Genomic DNA, 17,177 nt, shown 5'->3' on the forward strand with positions numbered 1-17,177 from the left:
TCATTGATTAATTCACTTGTAATTGGAATAGTTTCTGCAATAGAACATCGCCAATTTCGGTTAATGGTTCAGGCTGACACATATCTTTATGACGACAATGAATATCATGCACTTCGATATTTCCATTAATATATGGAGTCCATGTATTTGGTGAAATCTCATCAAACCACTCTGGTATAATCGTGGAACGGAAAAACAAGACGTCACCTGAAAATGCTTTCGGCTTGTATTCACTTAAAATACGTACTGAATTTCCATAAGTCTCTTTTAAATTTAAAATCGTTTGATCACTAAGGCTTGCTAGTGCACTGCCATTATTACGTAATATGTTAAGTGCATTCTCAAAATTCAATGGTTCATTGCCAAGACTTTCAGGATCAAATCCACCTAATGCCAGCAGAGCGACAAGTGACTCTTCATCATCTGGTGTATTCTTTATAGGAAGAAAATGACTCGGATAAGCATCTAGCATGGCAACCAATGATACAGTGTCTCCTAATTCTTGTAATTGCGTAGCCATTGCATGTATAACATTTCCACCTAAAGACCAGCCAACAAGCTGATAAGGTCCCTCTGGTTGTACTTGCTTTATCTGTTGTATATATTCACTAGCCATGGCATCTATTGATGAAGGTAAGTGACTAGAATCCGCAATCCCCCTGGCTTGTATACCATATATCGGAAAATCTTTTCCTAAACTATTTAATAATCCTGCATAACACCAACTTAATCCTCCAGCAGGATGAACACAGAAGAGTGGTGGCTGATTCCCGCTTTCTCTTAATGGTAGTAGTACATCTAAGGCATGATGGTCGCTCTCTTCTGAAAGTTGGTCTGCAAGACCCGCTACAGAAGGAGCAGCAAACAATGTACCAATATTCAAGTCTACTCCGAGTACTTGCTTTATCCGCGTCATTAATTGAACAGCCAGTAAGGAGTGACCTCCCAGATCAAAGAATCCATCATCAATACCAACTTGTGGCAAATCAAGAATTTCTGCAAATAAAGCACAAAGAATTTCTTCTTGTGGCGTTCTTGGGATACGATAAGCATTACTCATACCATATTCAGGGACTGGTAATACTTTCTTATCTAATTTTCCATTAGGAGTTAATGGGAGGGTTTCCATCATTACATAAGCAGATGGAACCATATACTCAGGAAGATGTTTCGCAGCGAACGCTCTCCAATTATCTTCCTCTGTTTCCATGTCATACTTACAAGTGCAATAGGCTACAAGTCGTTCGTCACCTGGTTGATCTTCACGTACCATTACCACGACATCATCAATATCAGGATGTTTAGCTAACACTGCTTCGATTTCACCTAATTCAATGCGAAATCCCCTTAATTTAACTTGATGATCGGCACGACCAATATAATCTAAGGAACCATCATGCTTCCAGCAGGCAAGATCGCCAGTACGATACATTCGACTACCACTAGTTCCATACGGATTAGCTATAAAACGATCGGCAGTTAAATCCGGTCTATTTAGATAACCTAAAGCCATTCCATCACCAGATACATACAGCTCTCCTACTGTATCTGGAGGAACAGGATTTAAATAATCATCCAATATATATACTCCTAAATCTGGAATTCCTTGACCAATGATACTATTTGCACTTAATGAAACACTTGCCTTATCTAACTCTTTATAAGAAACATGGACGGTAGTTTCCGTAATTCCATACATATTAATTAACTGTGGATAATGTTGCTCATGTCTCTCATACCATTCTTCTAATCGATTTAAATCTAATGCTTCACCGCCAAAAATGACATATCGTAGATTTAGATTTACCCCACCCAAATGACGATCTGCTTGGATAAGTTGATAGAATGCAGAAGGCGTTTGATTAAGAACTGTAACTTTTTCATCTACCAAAAGATTCAAGAACGCTTCCGGCGAGCGACTGATCTCATGTGGGACAATGACTAACTTCCCACCATATAACAGGGCACCCCACATTTCCCAAACAGAAAAATCAAATGCATAGGAATGGAATAACGTCCATACATCTTCAGCATGAAAATGGAACCAATGATCCGTCGCTCCAAATAATCGAACGACATTCTGATGTGGAACAACCACACCTTTTGGATTCCCAGTCGATCCAGAAGTATAGATAACATAAGCTGGATGATAAGGAGAAAGTGAACCATTACGATCTCTATTTGTCGGATTTGATGTTTTTTGTTTATGCAATTGTTGTTTCGTACTATTTTCATCTAATATAATAATTGAATGAGGATGATTATTGTTAAATTTATCTTTATGCTGTTGATCTGTAATGAGACATACAGGCTTCGTATTGTTATACATATAAGTAATTCGAGCATCTGGATAATTCGGATCAAGCGGTACATATCCTGCCCCTGCCTTTAGAATCCCGAGTAAACCAGTGATCATATCGATTGACCTAGGCATTGCTAAAGCCACAAATTGATTTGGCCCTACACCTTTTGCTATTAGTAAATGAGCAAGCCTGTTTGCTTGTTGATTGATATCTTCATATGTTAATGAAGTATGATTATTACTTACGACAGCCTCTGCATTTGGATGATGGGCTACTTGCTTTTCAAATAAATCAGGTAATATATTTTCGGCTACTACCATTTTCTGTCTGCTCCAACCGGACAAGATCATCTCTTCCTCGTGAGAACCCAATATATTTAGCTTACCAACTGGTTGATCCATATCGACTACTGCTGATTCTAGCAGTCTCAAAAAGCGTTGGAACATATTTTCAATCGTTTGGTGATTGAATAAATCTGTACTATATTCAACCATTCCTTTTACACCATCTGGGTTGCCTTCCCTATTTTTAAATTCTTGAAATTCAACTGTTAAATCGAATTTCGCAGACCCTACACTCTTCACTGTTATATTACTATCTAGTTCAGGTAAATCCAAACCAGGGTTCGGCGTATTTTGCAGCGCGAACATAATTTGAAATAATGGATGCTTTGAACGAGATCGAATTGGATTCAATTCTTCAACTAATCGCTCAAAAGGGACATCCTGATGTTCATAAGCATTTAAGTTTGTACGACGAACTCTTTGAAGTAACTCTCGAAAACTAGGATCACCAGAAGTATTTGTACGTAATACGATCGTATTAATAAATAAACCAACAATATCTTCTACCGCATCATCATTCCTACCAGCAACTGGAGTACCTAAAGGAATATCTTGCCCTGCCCCAAGTCGAGTTAATAATGCCGTAAATCCAGCTTGCAATGCCATAAAAAGACTGGCACCGTTAAGTTGACTCATTTTTAATAGTTGGCGGTGTAATTCAGGAGTGATGGTAAAATAATAACTATCTCCTTTATAGGTTGACTCTACTGGACGTGGATAATCCGTTGGTAAGTCTAATTGATCTGGTAGATTCGCAAGTTCCTGTGTCCAATAGTCCAATTCATTCGCCATCAAGCTTGTCTGACCATTCTCTGATCCTAATAGCGCTTCTTGCCATAATACAAAATCTGCATATTCCAATGGCAACGCAGACCAATTTGGTTTTTCTCCCTTACTTCTTCGTTGGTAAGCTCTCTCTAGGTCCTGTACAAGTGGCCGAAGTGACCAACCATCACCAACAATATGATGAATCAAAAGTACAAGTACATAGTGATCCTTCTCTATTTGTAAAAGCGTTACACGAAATGGAGCTTCTTCTGATAAATTAAAACAATAGTTTATTTCTGAATGAATGACATCATCCACTTTCGTTTTATCTATTTGCCTTTGATAAATCACAGGATTAGCTTCCTTAGTACTTAAAATTAATTGAAGCGGATTTCCTTCCGTTTCTGGAAAAATAGTCCGTAATGACTGGTGTCTATCCACCACATCATAGATGGATTGTTCTAGGGCATCGATATTTAAATCACCCGTTAATTCAATAACTACTGGAATATTATAAGTTGCACTCGCTCCTTCTAATTGATAAAGGAACCATAACCTTTGCTGTGCAAAGGATAACGGTATATTTACTGGTTTTTCCATTTTGTTTATCGGTGGTCTAGCTTGCTTACCATCATTAATCTCATCCGCAAGACTTGCAACGGTAGGTGCTGTAAATAGTTTACTTATACCAATTTCTACATTAAAAATCTGACGGATGTGATTAATTAACTGCCCAGCAAGTAGAGAGTGACCCCCAAGATCAAAGAAATTATCGTCAATTCCGACACGATGAACGCCTAACACTTTAGCAAATAAATCACATATAATCTCCTCTTGTGGTGTCCTAGGCTCTCTATCTGATACTTCTTGGTCCATATCTGGAGCAGGAAGCGCTTTACGATCGAGTTTCCCATTTGGTGTTAGTGGGAGACTCGGAATAATAAGGTACACGGATGGTTCCATGTAATCTGGAAGCTTCTCTTGTATATGTGAACGAATTTCATTTCTATCCAACGATTCATCTGCAACAAGATAGGCTACCAACCGATGATTACTTAACTGGTCTGTTTGTACAATTACAGCAGCTTGTTCAACATCTGGATGTGTCATTAGTACATTCTCAATTTCACCTAGTTCAATTCGAAATCCACGAAGCTTCACTTGGTGGTCAGACCTACTAATATAATCAATTGTGCCATCACTTAACCATTTAGCGATATCTCCTGTATAATACATTCTCTCCCCAGGATGGCTGAAAGGATTAGCTATGAACCTTTCAGCAGTTAATCCAGGGCGATTTAAATAGCCATTGGCAATTCCTTTCCCTGCAATATAAAGATCACCAGGAACATTGGGGGGTAATGGGTTTAAAGCTGCATCCAAAATATAAACTTTGGTATTATCAATGGGTCTGCCAATTAATGCTTTAGCTTCATTATCTCTAATTGGCATAGCGGTTGACCAAATTGTTGTTTCCGTCGGACCATATAAATTCGTTATCTTACAATTTAACGTAAGTAAGTCCTCCATCAGTTTTGCAGGTAGTGCCTCACCACCAACCAACGCTTGTAATCCTTGAATCGTGTTTGGGCGATATGTTACTAGCGTTTGCCAGAGAGTAGGAGTAGCCTGCATAATCGTAATATCTCTTGTTTCAATAGTCTGTGCTAATTTATCCGTATCTTGAATCGTTTCTTTATCAACAATGACAGTTGTTGCACCATTCAAGATAGGTAGAAATAATTCCAGAGCAGAAATATCAAATGCTATTGTTGTTACGGCTAAGAGCCGGTCGCTAGCTTGAAGATTGAATTTCAATTGCATTGACTCGAGAAAATTAATCAAGCCTTCATTTCTCACTACAACACCTTTCGGCCTACCTGTAGAACCAGAAGTATAAATCATATAAGCTGGTTCACTCCCAGAAACAATAGGAGAGGGAAAGGTTTGATTATTCGAGAAAGTTAATTCTTCTTGTATGTTGTTATCATCTAGGTTTACTACGATTATTTTCTCTTTCTCCAATGAAATTTGATCTTTTACTGTCGTAATAACACAAGCAGGTTGTGCGTCTTCAAGCATATACGTAATTCGATCTTGCGGATAGCTCGGATCAATTGGTAAATAGGCAGCACCGGTTTTTATTACTGCAAGAATGGATACAAGCATTTCATCTGAACGAGGTAACATAATTGCTACAAAGTGCCCCTGCTTTACACCTCGCTTACGAAGCAAATAAGCGGTTTGATTTGCTCGACCATTTAATTCTCTGTAAGAAAGCCTCTTTTCTCCAAACTCTACAGCAATACGTTCTGGATTCGTTTTTACTTGCTCTTCAAAACGAGATAAAAATGGCTTATCAGCAATTTCATGATAGGCTGGATTCCAATCTTCTAGCACCTGCTGCCTTTCCTTTGTTAGTAATAAGTTAAGCTTACCAATTGCTTGCTTCGTTGAGGAATTAGCTATATCTACCACAAGTTTTTCTATTCGTTGTAGATGTAAATACACATCCTGTTCACTATAAATATCAGGGTTAGCATCTAAATCAAATCGTAATCCAGAATCATTCTTCTGATCATAAATGTTTAACGATAGGTCCTCAACAGGCCCTGTTGCAAGCTTGTATATTGTTCCTTTTGCTTTTCCAAATCGTAGTGTATAATCAAAAGGCATAATATTTATCTGTGGACCGAACAACCGTTGGTTATCCCCCAATAATTTGAGATCACGCTGCAAATCTTCATGCCTATAATGCTGATGATTACGTATGATACGGATTTCTTGATGAATTTGCTCGATCAGATTATGTAATGATACATCCGGCTGTAACGATAATCGTAATGGCAGCATATTCATCACTGTTGCTGGAACTCGCAAAGATGATGTTCCAAAACGATTCATCATAGGTAAACTCAAAATCACATTTTCTTCTCCGGTCATCCGATGTACATAAATGGCTAATGCTGCAATCACCATATCATGCCAATTACCTTTATATCTCCTCGATTTATTATGAAGGGAAGTAAGGATTGCATTATCCACATAAGTTGTATCACTTATGTAATAAGCAGGTAACCTCGTTGAACGATCTACTAAACTAACGACTTCTGGATAATCTCTAAAGTGATTCATCCAGAAGTCACGATCAGCCTCAAATTTCTCCGAATTTCTATATCCTTGATCTTCGGTTATAACCTTTGTAAATGAGCCCAATGCACTGCCATCATCTAATTTTTCCCCTTGGAGAAATAATGTATACAACGATGCAACCCTTTGATTAATGAGGGAGAAACCGAATGCATCTGCAGCAATATGATGTATTTTTTGATACCAAAAATATCGATTTTCATCAATTTGAAAGATAACCTGTTTAAATAATAAATCCTTTTCGATGTCGATTGGTTGTGACAAATCATCCTTCATCCATCTTTTCGCAAATTGACTAGGGTTGGATTGATCACGAGCATCGAGGTAATCGATAGAAAAGTCTTTCTCTAATTGAATAGATTGCCTTGGTCCTTCATGACTTTCTTCTAAATGAACATGTAAGCTTTCTGCTTCCAAAACCGTTTGCCTAATCGCTTGTTGCAGATGATTGATATCCAACTTTCCTTTTATATCCACATATTCTCCTGTGTTGTAAATAGGATTACTAGGATCTAGTTTTTGAGCATACCAAATCCCTGTCTGAGCACCAGTTAAAGGGTACCGTTTTTGTTTCATTGTCATGTTACCTCCTATCCATAGACACTAGTTTATGTATTTTGTGGTATCCCAGTAATCATTTCCCACCAATCGTTTAGGGTAGGCCTTTCTACTAATTTCATAAAGTTAACTTCAATTCCCTCTTGCCGCCATTCCTCTACTAAACTCATCATGCGAATCGAATCAAGCCCTACGTCTATTAGATTATCCGTATTTCCTAGCTCTTTAGGATCAAGGTCGAGCAAATGAGCTATTTGCTTTTTTAGATTAGAAAACGAAATAGGTTCATCCTGATATGAGGTAAGATCTCGTAAAACAGTCTCTGTAGTTAAACAATACCCACAACGATGTGCAACGTACTGTAAAGCCATATTATGATCTGATTCCGAAAAATCGGCTACTGCATCTGCAACGAAGAATGATTGGATATCTTCCATAAATGCGTCGGTTGCTGTCACTAAACAACCAATATGCGCATACACGCCAGTGATTATTAGTTGATCCCTACCGCTATCTTGTAATATACGTAAAAAATCAGACCTTTTAAAAGCACTGTAGCGCCATTTTGTTAATAGAATATCGGATTCATCTGGAGTAAGTTCTGTAATTATTTGCGTCTCCGATGCATCTTCGCTTAGTCCAGAACCCCAGAAATCTTGTAAGAGAGCTCGATCAACTGGATCTTGATTACCTGGCTGGGCTGTATAAAAAACTGGTATATTCATTTGTTTACACTGCTCTTTTAGTTGTTGAATATGGTTGATTAGTTCAGGTAACGGTGATTGACTAGAGTCATAAGCATTCATAAAATATTGCTGCATATCATGGATAAGTAGTACCGCCCGCTCCGGGTCAACTTGCCAGTCCACTTTATTATTAGGTAAATCTGTGCTTTTTGGCATCGGATATGTTGTTATAGATGGAAGTCCCATCTTATTCACTCCCTTTCATCCTATAAATGATTATATATTGATTTTTTGTGCAATTTGTTGTCGCAATGTTTTTTTACTAACTTTCCCAAATGGCGTTTGAGGGAATGCTTCAACAATCTCTACACGATCCGGTATTTTATATGCAGCCAAGCCTTTTTCCCTTAAAAAATTCCTGAAATCTGCCGGTTTTTCCGAAGGAGATTTTAAAATAAGGAATGCACAAGTTCTTTCACCAAGGAATTTATCGGGCATAGCAACGATTGCAGCATCAAATACATTCGCATGTGCCAATAAGTGGTTTTCGACTTCCTCTGCTGCGATCTTTTCTCCACCTCTATTAATTTGATCCTTATCACGGCCTTCAACAGTGATATAACCATGTTCATTCACACTTACTAAATCACCGGTTCGGTAAAAGCCATCACTAGTAAAAGCTTTCCGGTTATGTATTGGAGCCATATAATATCCTCTTATTGTATAGGGTCCACGAGTTAATAACTCCCCTACTTCACCTATCGGCACGATCGTATCTTCTTCATCTACAATCCGAATCTCATCATATGCTGACATTGGTTTTCCTTGTGTATGTACAATTATCTCGTCTGGATCATCTAAGCGTGTATAATTAACAAGGCCCTCCGCCATTCCAAATACTTGTTGTAACTTACAATCAAACGCAGGTTGAATACGTTTCGCAACTTCCGCACTAAATTTCGCTCCTCCAACTTGAATTACTTGTAGACTTGTTAAATCATCTTCATGACTTTTTATTGCTTCAAGCCATATAAGAGCAATTGGCGGTACAAGTGCAGTAATATTCACCTGTTCTTTTTCTATTAACGGGAATGCTTTATCGGGACTGGACCCCAAAGATAATACAACCTTGCCACCTGCATACAATATTCCAAGTACGCCTGGTGAACTCATCGGGAAATTATGTGCAATAGGTAGTACAGCTAGAAATACACTATTTTCATTAATCCGACAAATTTGATTACTTAAGTGTAATGTATAGATATAGTCATCATGCGTGCGTGGAATTAATTTGGATAACCCTGTACTCCCCCCAGATAACTGTAAGAACGCTATTTCACTTGCTTTAATTTCTGGCTCTTTAAATTCTGCTTGTAAATACAATTCAGAAAGCGACGTGTATTCATTTGTCTCACCATGAACAATGATATGTTCAAGTGAATTTACGCTTTTTTGTACGTCGTTTGCTAATGCTGTATAATTAAACCCTCCATACGTGTCAGGAATGATATACGCTTTGGCTTCCGCAAATTCACAAAAATAGCTAATCTCACTATACCGATGTGCTGGAAGGGCATATACGGGAATTGCTCCTAAACGAAATAAAGCAAAGACGACATCAAAAAATGCAAGTTGATTAGGCAGCTGTACCACTACACGATCTTCTTTTTGTATCCCTAACCTTTGAAGACCTGCTGCAAGCTGGTCTACGTTTGCATTAAAATCACTGTAAGACACTTCTGTTTCACCGTCAGTCATGGCAATTTGGTTTCCGTATTTATTGGCATTTTCTTGCAACAACTGTCCAAATGTTTTTCCTTGCCAACACCCTTTTTCCCGATAAAAAGTTGCAAATTCATCTGGCCAAGTTGGACATCCTGCTAAAACCATTGTGCCATTCCTCCTTTATCCTTTTTCAAATTCCCATTCCTTGGAGCATCGTACCAAATTTCGCTGCAGTCTCAGCCAACTCATCATCAGGGTTTGAACCAGCTACAATTCCAGCTCCTGCATATAATTGAAGGTTGTTGCCTTGTATTTCGGCACAACGAATCGTAACTACCCACTCCCCATTTCCAGATGCATCACACCAACCTACCATTCCAGTAAAAAAACCTCGATCAAATGGTTCTATTTTCTCTATAGCATTACGAGCATCCTCCGTAGGATAGCCACAAACAGCTGGCGTTGGGTGCAACGCTGTTGCTAAATCGATAGAAGTTACTTGAGAATCTTTTAAAGTCCCTGTAATTTCAGTAGAAAGATGCCACATTGCTTCTGTCTTGATTACTGTTGGCTTATTCGGTACATCTAGCTCTAAACAAAAACCTTGTAGTGATTGTTTCACCGCTTCGACAACTACCGTATGTTCATGTAAGTCCTTCGTTGAGTCGAGTAATTCTTTAGCTTGCTGCTCATCCTCAATTGGATCTTTACAACGAGGGCGTGATCCAGCTAACGGATTTGCCACGATCTTTTCTCCCATTTTCGAGACAAGTAATTCTGGACTTGCCCCAATTAATGTTCGATCTTCTAAATGGTCATTTTCGGTACTTAAATGAGCTGCAAATGTGTAACCCGATTTGTTATCAAACGCCAGATTCTTTAATAATTGATGTGTATCTATTCGATTGGCTGAAGTTATATGTAACGATCTCGATAAAACAATTTTTTGGATCGAACCTGCCTCAATAGCATCCAAACCTTGTAATACACCAGCCAAATATGCCTCTGGTTCTGGTACAGCTTGAATTTCAAATGAACTGCTAGATGCTTTTTTGCATTCATCATCCTGAATTGAAAGAGAGGATCCGATACGAATATCTTTTGGGATGACTAGCTTTGCTGCTGTAGAAGTACTAAATGGAATCGCTCCTACCACTATTGGCTTGTTTTGCCCAGCTAATTTAGCCTGAGTCAATGCATTCCTAATTTGATTCGACAACCCATGATTATTTGAAGTATCGACAGTTGAATATACCCCTCTTCCCAAAATCGTCCGTAACGGTGAAGCTAGGAAAAAATCGCCCTTTTGATAATGCTCAAGTAAAGGTGCTTGTCCCCTTTTATTTGTAGCAGTAGCGTTTATCATTTCTAATATCCTCCTTTTATTGTGCTTGTTTTACAACCCTAATGTTGCTCCACCATCTACACAAATATCCTCCATTGTAATATGACCAGCCATATCAGAAGTAAGGAATAATACAGTTCGGGTAACATCCAATGGATGCCCTATTTTACCTAGTGGAATTCCTAGTCGGTATTCTTCTGCAGTTCCGCTGATCGATATTTGTTCTCCTTGCTCATCTTTCCACAACTGTTTAAGCATATCTGTTTCCGTAGATCCTGGAGAAACAATATTACAACGAATATGATGTTGCGCTAACTCTAGTCCTAAGCATTTAACAAACATAGTGGTAGCTGCTTTTGAAGCTGCATAAGCAGCCATTGACATCCGTGGAATACGTGCAGCATTTGAACTCACAATAACCATTGAACCTTTTTGGCGTGGAATCATTCTTCTGCTTACTGCTTGTGCTATATGAAATACGCCAGTAGTATTAATCGCAAAAGTTGTATCCCAATTCGTTTTTGGTAACGAAACAACTTCGTCCAAATAAAGGACACCAGCTGCATGAATAAGTATTTCTATTGGTCCAACATCCCTCTCAATGGTTTCTATTGTTTTCTCAACTTCATCGTAATCACGAATATCAAGAGGGCATGATGCTAGTTGGATCCCCTTTTGCTGCAAATCACTCACAAATGAATAAAGCTTATCTTTCTGATTATCTATTGCGACTACATATGCCCCATTATCAGAAAGCTGTTCAACTATCGACTGTCCCATACCACCTGAAGCACCTATAACGACAGCTACCTTTCCTTTAATTCCCGTAAACTGCATGGTATCACTCCTTCCAACGTTCGTTTCATATAAATAACTATTATTACCTATAATGATAATGAGAATGATTATCATTATCATTATTTAAACTAAATGATAACCGTTCTCATTGATGGAATCAAGTGATTTTTTGAACTTTTTACCAATTGTATGAAAAGTCCTATTTCTAAAGCATTAGTCTAGAAAAGTCAAATCCTTAAAGTATAAGTCTTTTTCATTACTTCATTTAAAAATGGAATAGCGCTAGAGGGGCGATCTAAAGGTGATAATAAAAGGAGGTTTGTTAAACCCGTGCCGTTCGGTCCGTAACAAGATTACGACGGACATTCGTATTATAAAGTCTCTTTTTCATACAGAAGTGTGGGGGGATTCACTACACTAATCGCTTTAGTCTGACACAGTTGAATTAACTTGGTTTTAGTAATCATCCTCGTAAACGTTATATTCCTATAAAAAAAAGAGCTTGAAAATTCAAGCTCTTGTGCATCCTAACGTTATTTTCTTCTATTTTCAGCGAAAATGGGAATTTCTTTACTAATCTGTTTCATCCGTTCAATAATCCGGCCAGCTTTCACCGTTTCAACGCCCGTCTTCGTTTGTGCAAGATGACTTTCTAACTCTTCCATACTGTAATTAGATGTAAAGAATACCGGGAGTCCCTCCATCATTCTATATTGCAATAACGAGCCAAGAATTTCATCACGAAACCAAGAGGATTGCATTTCGGCACCAATATCATCAAGCATAAGTACATCTGCTTTTTTAAAATAATCTAGCTTTTTATTTATCGAATCATCTTTCATCGAAGCCTTCATTTCACGTACAAACTCCGGCATATAAATAATAGTCGAAGAAAGCTGTAATTCTTTTAGTTTGTTAGCTAAAGCCCCTAGAAAGTATGTTTTCCCTACTCCGAATGGACCGTAAAAATAAATCCCTTTTTCAGGTACACCTGACTTAGCTTGTTCCACAAATTGGAGTAATTCTTTAACCGCTTTACTTCGTTTAGGATCTGTATCAATGTTATCAATCGTTGCTTCAAGAATTTGTTTCGGCATATATAAACTCTGAACCATCTGTTGTTGCTCCCGCTGCTTTTCATAATCCTTCCGATTATGGCATTTTTCATAAGATAAATGGATCTCTTTGTCTTCTACTTGTAAAACAGGAGAATAACCTTGAACCATATTCTTACATTCTTCAAAACATGTACATTGATCACACTGCTTTGATTGTGTTTTGTATTCATGAAGCTTTATTAAATTTTTATCTATTTCCGCTTGTGGCAATTGAGGATGTTCGGCTAAAAATGATTTAATCTCCCCATCACTAAGTATTTCTTGTTTTATTTTTAAATAATTTTCCTGGAAGTTCTCATTTTCTCTCATCCACTTTTGCAGCGAGGATTGTACTGGCTTCATATTATTCATCCTTGATCACACTTATTTATTGTTGCTTGAATATTGTTTTAACAACGCTTCTATTTCTTTTTGTTCCTTAGCTTCATCTAAGACTTCTTCCTGGGCTGCAGCCATTTGCCTTTGCTTGCTCTTCTGATCCTTAAACCAATCAGGAATTACTTCTCTTGATTGTTTTGTTCGATAGGTGTTTGGGCTTGTCTTTCCTTTTTGGAAACTATTTCTTTCTTGTTTCGCAAAGACCATAGCTTCTTTAGCGGTTTTCAAATTAGCTCTTGACCAATGACTTGCTATTTTCCCTAAATAAGCTTTAGAAAGCTTCATGTTAGATTGAAGTAATACATAATGAATTAAGACATTCATAACTGGAGAAGGTAAACCTTGTTGGGTCATGATATCACGAATTAACCGTAAATCCTGTTCTGACGCTTGATTGCCGCTAGACAGATCTTCCAACAGTTGCTTTGGAGATATGGTTTCTAAGTGTTGAATCAATTGCTCTTCCTTTGTCTCCGGTTTCTTTCGATCGGTTTGGTTTCCATCAATAAAACTATCCTTTTCTGTGAGCTGCACTTTATTCCCTTTCGATTTTGATTGAAAGACGTCATGACACGCAGCTTTAAATTCATCCACATGGAGGTAGTTTTCATCTGTTAATGCCCATAAAAGGGACTTTTCAATTTCAAATGTCTCTAAATCATATAAAAACATCATTTGGGAAATCAACTTACGGTTATATGAAGTAAGTACTTTTTGTACTGGGATCATCCGTTGTTTCAATACATGCTCAATCCAAGAAAGATCTGTATGCTCAACCATTCCCACTGGTTCTTCTTCATCTTCCACCTCTATTGTACTCACAGGTCTTATCGTCTGAAAGACATCCAGAAAAGAAGCAGTTATACTCTCCCCATACGTATCCATAGATTGTTGTACAAAATACTGTTTTAATCCGTTATATTTGTCCATACCGATATGGTGGTATAAAAGCTGAGATAACATAGGATCTTTAAAAAAGTTTTTTGGTGAGAATAAAGGCTGTAATTCATACGTATAAATATTGTTTGTTCCATTATTTTTTTGATATGTTTTTAACATACCAATTCCTTCTAATTTTAAACGCGCAGCATATATTTCATCTAAAGGTAGATTTAAGTAATTCATTAACGTATGATGAGTTTGGGGTTTCGTATTATTCATTTGTAGGTCTTTCTCATGTAATAACGTTTGGTATAAAGTAACTGCTTGAATTCCAATTAACGGTTGATATAAATGTGTTAAAGATTTTGCGTAGTCAATCGGTAATGATTCTTTGAGAACAACATAATAACCTTCAACAGGTAAAATCTTGCCAATCCTGTTCATCCTCACTCTAATCCTTTCATGTTGATTAATTTTGCTTATCCGTTTTAATTAAATCTTTTAACTCATCAAGAAAAACGCTGATATCTTTAAATTGTCGGTATACGGAAGCAAATCGCACATAAGCTACTTCATCTAATTGAGAAAGTCGATCCATAACTCTTTCACCTACTTCTTTACTATCGACCTCTGAAATCCCTTCATTGCGAAGCTCTTTCTCAACGCCCAATGCAATCCCTTCAATCCTTTCTAATGGAACTGGTCGTTTTTCACATGCTCTAATAATGCCACGAATCAATTTTTCACGGCTAAACTCCTGACGTGCTCCATCTTTTTTAACAACAATTAAAGGAACATCTTCAATTCGCTCAAATGTTGTAAAGCGAAAACCGCATTGTTCACATTCCCTACGTCTCCTTATCGATTGGCCTTCCTCTATTGGTCTTGAGTCTAATACTTTTGTACTTTTGTTATGGCAATTTGAACATCTCATGCCGTTCAACCCCACTCCTCATATCTACCTATGCCTGTTTCTCTTTTGTTATTAACGGTAATTCTTTATTTATATCTTCATAAAGTAGCTTAATTAATTTTGTACTGTAACCGAAGTCAATTGGTAGCAGCGATTCAGTAGTCACTGAAAAATCAACTGCGGTTTGGTACGGTCTTACCATAATAATGGTTGCTATAATAAATGCTTTTTTTCCTTTTTTAAGGTTTACACTAATCTCTCCATGTTCTTTGGATATTGAGTGTAATTCATATACTTGAGAACGCTGGAATAAATCCTCAAGTAAACTCATCCCTTTGTCTTTAGTTGTTTTATAATAATGTGTTTGGAGTGAGGGATCCCAATGATTATCTCTAGTCTCTGCATGATTACTAAAATATTTAGAAATTGTATTTCGAAACGACAATTTTCGACACCCCAATACAGTATATAGATTCCTATGTATAGTATTACTATTTTAACATGTTTTGTATAAAACCTCTAATAGAAAACAAGAATGGGCTAATAATCTGCCATTCCTTTAATAGCAGACTATCAACCCATCATTATATCTTATTTTATTTACATTTGTACATTTTGAATATTTTTCATTTTTACTGGGCCAATACCTCTTGACACTTCAACTTTTTCATAATTATTACATTCTAACGAGCGAGCAATATATTCAACTGCTGTATTCGGATTTATTTCATCACCGCAAGTATAGACATCAATGCTTGCGTAACCATGTTCAGGAAAACTATGAATGGTTAAGTGGGATTCGGATATAATAACTACCCCACTCACTCCTTGGGGTGCGAACTTGTGAAACGTTACTTCACGAATTTCGGCACCAGCTTTCAACGCAGCTTCAACAAATATTCGCTCAATCATTGCCATATTATTTAATTTATCAATATTACATTCCCATAATTCAGCAATAATGTGCCTTCCCATTGTATCCATCGAAAGTTCCCCCTCATGGTATTTTCTTGATACCTACTTCTGCCAAGGGGGGAATGTTAGTCCGATGAGGCCCTAACCCTTTAGGCAGTAAGACAATCAATCAAGAATACAACGAAAAGTATAAACTGTTTCTTCTTTAAATGCAATCTTTTTATAGAGATAGAGCTGCCCCTATTCTTAGCTAATCTGAGCCTGTTGCTGGTACAGGAAACTGCCGACATGTTTTGCCAAATCTAATACCCTTTTCGAATAACCCCATTCGTTATCATACCACGCTAGAACCTTTATTTTATGGTCATCAATTACTATTGTAGATAAGCCATCAATAATAGCAGAGTACTCCGTTGTCGTATAGTCAATGGAAACTAATGGTGCTTCACTATAATCGACTATCCCTTGATAATCTGACTTACTAGCATTTCTAAAGACTTGATTTACTTCTTTAGCGGTTGCTGTTTTCTTTACATCGACAACAAGATCTACAAGGGAAACATTCGGTGTTGGTACACGAAGTGCCATTCCATGAAGTTTACCATTTAGATGTGGAAGTACTTCTCCTAATGCCTTTGCTGCTCCAGTTGATGTTGGTATAATAGATTGCGTACATCCTCTTGCACGCCTGAGATCTTTATGTGGATTATCAATGTTTTTTTGATCATTTGTAAATGAATGAACGGTTGTCATTAATCCATTTTCGATACCAAAGGAGTCATCTAAGATTTTTACTACTGGTGCTAAACAATTGGTCGTACACGAAGCGTTAGAAATAATAGCTTCTGTTTTTGGATTAAATGTATGTTCATTTACCCCCATTACAATTGTATTATCCACATCTTTCCCTGGAGCAGTGATCACCACTTTCCGAGCCCCAGCACGTAAATGACCGCCAGCAGTTTCTTTTGTTTTGAATTTGCCTGTTGCTTCAATAACAATATCGATCTTTAATTCTTCCCAAGGTAATTGTTCGGGAACTCGAGAATTAACTAATGCAATTTTATGGTTATCTATTATAATCGAATCTTTAAGCGCTTTCACTTCCTTGTTAAAGATCCCATGAACACTATCATACTTTATTAGATGGGTTAATGTCTCCGCAGGATAGCTCGCATTGATGGCCACAACATCAAAACGTTCATCCTCAACTGCTTGACGAAATACCATACGCCCAATGCGTCCAAAACCATTTATAGCAATTCGTGTTTTATTCATCTGTGGTCCCCCTATT

The 17,177-nt window shown here is 37.5% G+C and carries 11 protein-coding genes; all 11 read right to left on the bottom strand.

Annotated features, from left to right (window positions below):
- Nucleotides 1-7 precede the first annotated feature (7 nt).
- Nucleotides 8-7,147, bottom strand: a complete 7,140-nt coding sequence (locus JKP73_RS13630; RefSeq protein ID WP_200411411.1) for a non-ribosomal peptide synthetase — start codon at nt 7,145-7,147, stop codon at nt 8-10.
- Between the two features lie 26 nt (nt 7,148-7,173).
- Nucleotides 7,174-8,055 (bottom strand): isochorismatase, encoded by an 882-nt coding sequence (locus JKP73_RS13635; RefSeq protein WP_160807277.1) that lies wholly within the window; start codon nt 8,053-8,055, stop codon nt 7,174-7,176.
- A gap of 30 nt (nt 8,056-8,085) precedes the next feature.
- Nucleotides 8,086-9,699 (bottom strand): (2,3-dihydroxybenzoyl)adenylate synthase, encoded by a 1,614-nt coding sequence (locus tag JKP73_RS13640; protein WP_160807032.1) that lies wholly within the window; start codon nt 9,697-9,699, stop codon nt 8,086-8,088.
- A 25-nt stretch (nt 9,700-9,724) separates the two neighbouring features.
- Nucleotides 9,725-10,900 (bottom strand): isochorismate synthase DhbC, encoded by a 1,176-nt coding sequence (gene dhbC / locus JKP73_RS13645; protein WP_021290895.1) that lies wholly within the window; start codon nt 10,898-10,900, stop codon nt 9,725-9,727.
- A 30-nt stretch (nt 10,901-10,930) separates the two neighbouring features.
- Nucleotides 10,931-11,716 carry a 2,3-dihydro-2,3-dihydroxybenzoate dehydrogenase gene (locus JKP73_RS13650; RefSeq protein WP_200411412.1) on the bottom strand — a complete coding sequence of 262 codons (786 nt, stop codon included), beginning with the start codon at nt 11,714-11,716 and terminating at the stop codon, nt 10,931-10,933.
- Nucleotides 11,717-12,210: 494 nt separating this feature from the next.
- Complete coding sequence (dnaI, locus tag JKP73_RS13655; RefSeq protein WP_021290893.1) at nt 12,211-13,137, bottom strand: primosomal protein DnaI; 927 nt, start codon at nt 13,135-13,137, stop codon at nt 12,211-12,213.
- A 21-nt stretch (nt 13,138-13,158) separates the two neighbouring features.
- Nucleotides 13,159-14,499: a replication initiation and membrane attachment family protein gene (locus JKP73_RS13660; RefSeq protein ID WP_200411458.1), complete on the bottom strand. Its 1,341-nt coding sequence runs from the start codon at nt 14,497-14,499 to the stop codon at nt 13,159-13,161.
- A gap of 25 nt (nt 14,500-14,524) precedes the next feature.
- Complete coding sequence (gene nrdR / locus JKP73_RS13665; protein WP_021290891.1) at nt 14,525-14,989, bottom strand: transcriptional regulator NrdR; 465 nt, start codon at nt 14,987-14,989, stop codon at nt 14,525-14,527.
- Between the two features lie 28 nt (nt 14,990-15,017).
- Nucleotides 15,018-15,413, bottom strand: a complete 396-nt coding sequence (locus tag JKP73_RS13670; protein ID WP_021290890.1) for a hypothetical protein — start codon at nt 15,411-15,413, stop codon at nt 15,018-15,020.
- A gap of 155 nt (nt 15,414-15,568) precedes the next feature.
- Nucleotides 15,569-15,952: an adenosylmethionine decarboxylase gene (gene speD / locus JKP73_RS13675; RefSeq protein ID WP_038243289.1), complete on the bottom strand. Its 384-nt coding sequence runs from the start codon at nt 15,950-15,952 to the stop codon at nt 15,569-15,571.
- Nucleotides 15,953-16,129: 177 nt separating this feature from the next.
- Nucleotides 16,130-17,161 (bottom strand): glyceraldehyde-3-phosphate dehydrogenase, encoded by a 1,032-nt coding sequence (locus JKP73_RS13680; RefSeq protein ID WP_200411413.1) that lies wholly within the window; start codon nt 17,159-17,161, stop codon nt 16,130-16,132.
- Nucleotides 17,162-17,177 lie beyond the last annotated feature (16 nt).

The organism is Virgibacillus salexigens (assembly GCF_014905415.1).
In the GTDB taxonomy this organism is placed as follows: domain Bacteria; phylum Bacillota; class Bacilli; order Bacillales; family Amphibacillaceae; genus Virgibacillus; species Virgibacillus salexigens.

Excerpts from the sequence above, each read along its gene's own strand:
- JKP73_RS13630 (WP_200411411.1), bottom strand. The coding sequence starts at position 7,147 with ATGACAATGAAACAAAAACGGTACCCTTTAACTGGTGCTCAGACAGGG.
- JKP73_RS13635 (WP_160807277.1), bottom strand. The coding sequence starts at position 8,055 with ATGGGACTTCCATCTATAACAACATATCCGATGCCAAAAAGCACAGAT.
- JKP73_RS13640 (WP_160807032.1), bottom strand. The coding sequence starts at position 9,699 with ATGGTTTTAGCAGGATGTCCAACTTGGCCAGATGAATTTGCAACTTTT.
- dhbC (WP_021290895.1), bottom strand. The coding sequence starts at position 10,900 with ATGATAAACGCTACTGCTACAAATAAAAGGGGACAAGCACCTTTACTT.
- JKP73_RS13650 (WP_200411412.1), bottom strand. The coding sequence starts at position 11,716 with ATGCAGTTTACGGGAATTAAAGGAAAGGTAGCTGTCGTTATAGGTGCT.
- dnaI (WP_021290893.1), bottom strand. The coding sequence starts at position 13,137 with ATGAAGCCAGTACAATCCTCGCTGCAAAAGTGGATGAGAGAAAATGAG.
- JKP73_RS13660 (WP_200411458.1), bottom strand. The coding sequence starts at position 14,499 with ATGAACAGGATTGGCAAGATTTTACCTGTTGAAGGTTATTATGTTGTT.
- nrdR (WP_021290891.1), bottom strand. The coding sequence starts at position 14,989 with ATGAGATGTTCAAATTGCCATAACAAAAGTACAAAAGTATTAGACTCA.
- speD (WP_038243289.1), bottom strand. The coding sequence starts at position 15,952 with ATGGATACAATGGGAAGGCACATTATTGCTGAATTATGGGAATGTAAT.
- JKP73_RS13680 (WP_200411413.1), bottom strand. The coding sequence starts at position 17,161 with ATGAATAAAACACGAATTGCTATAAATGGTTTTGGACGCATTGGGCGT.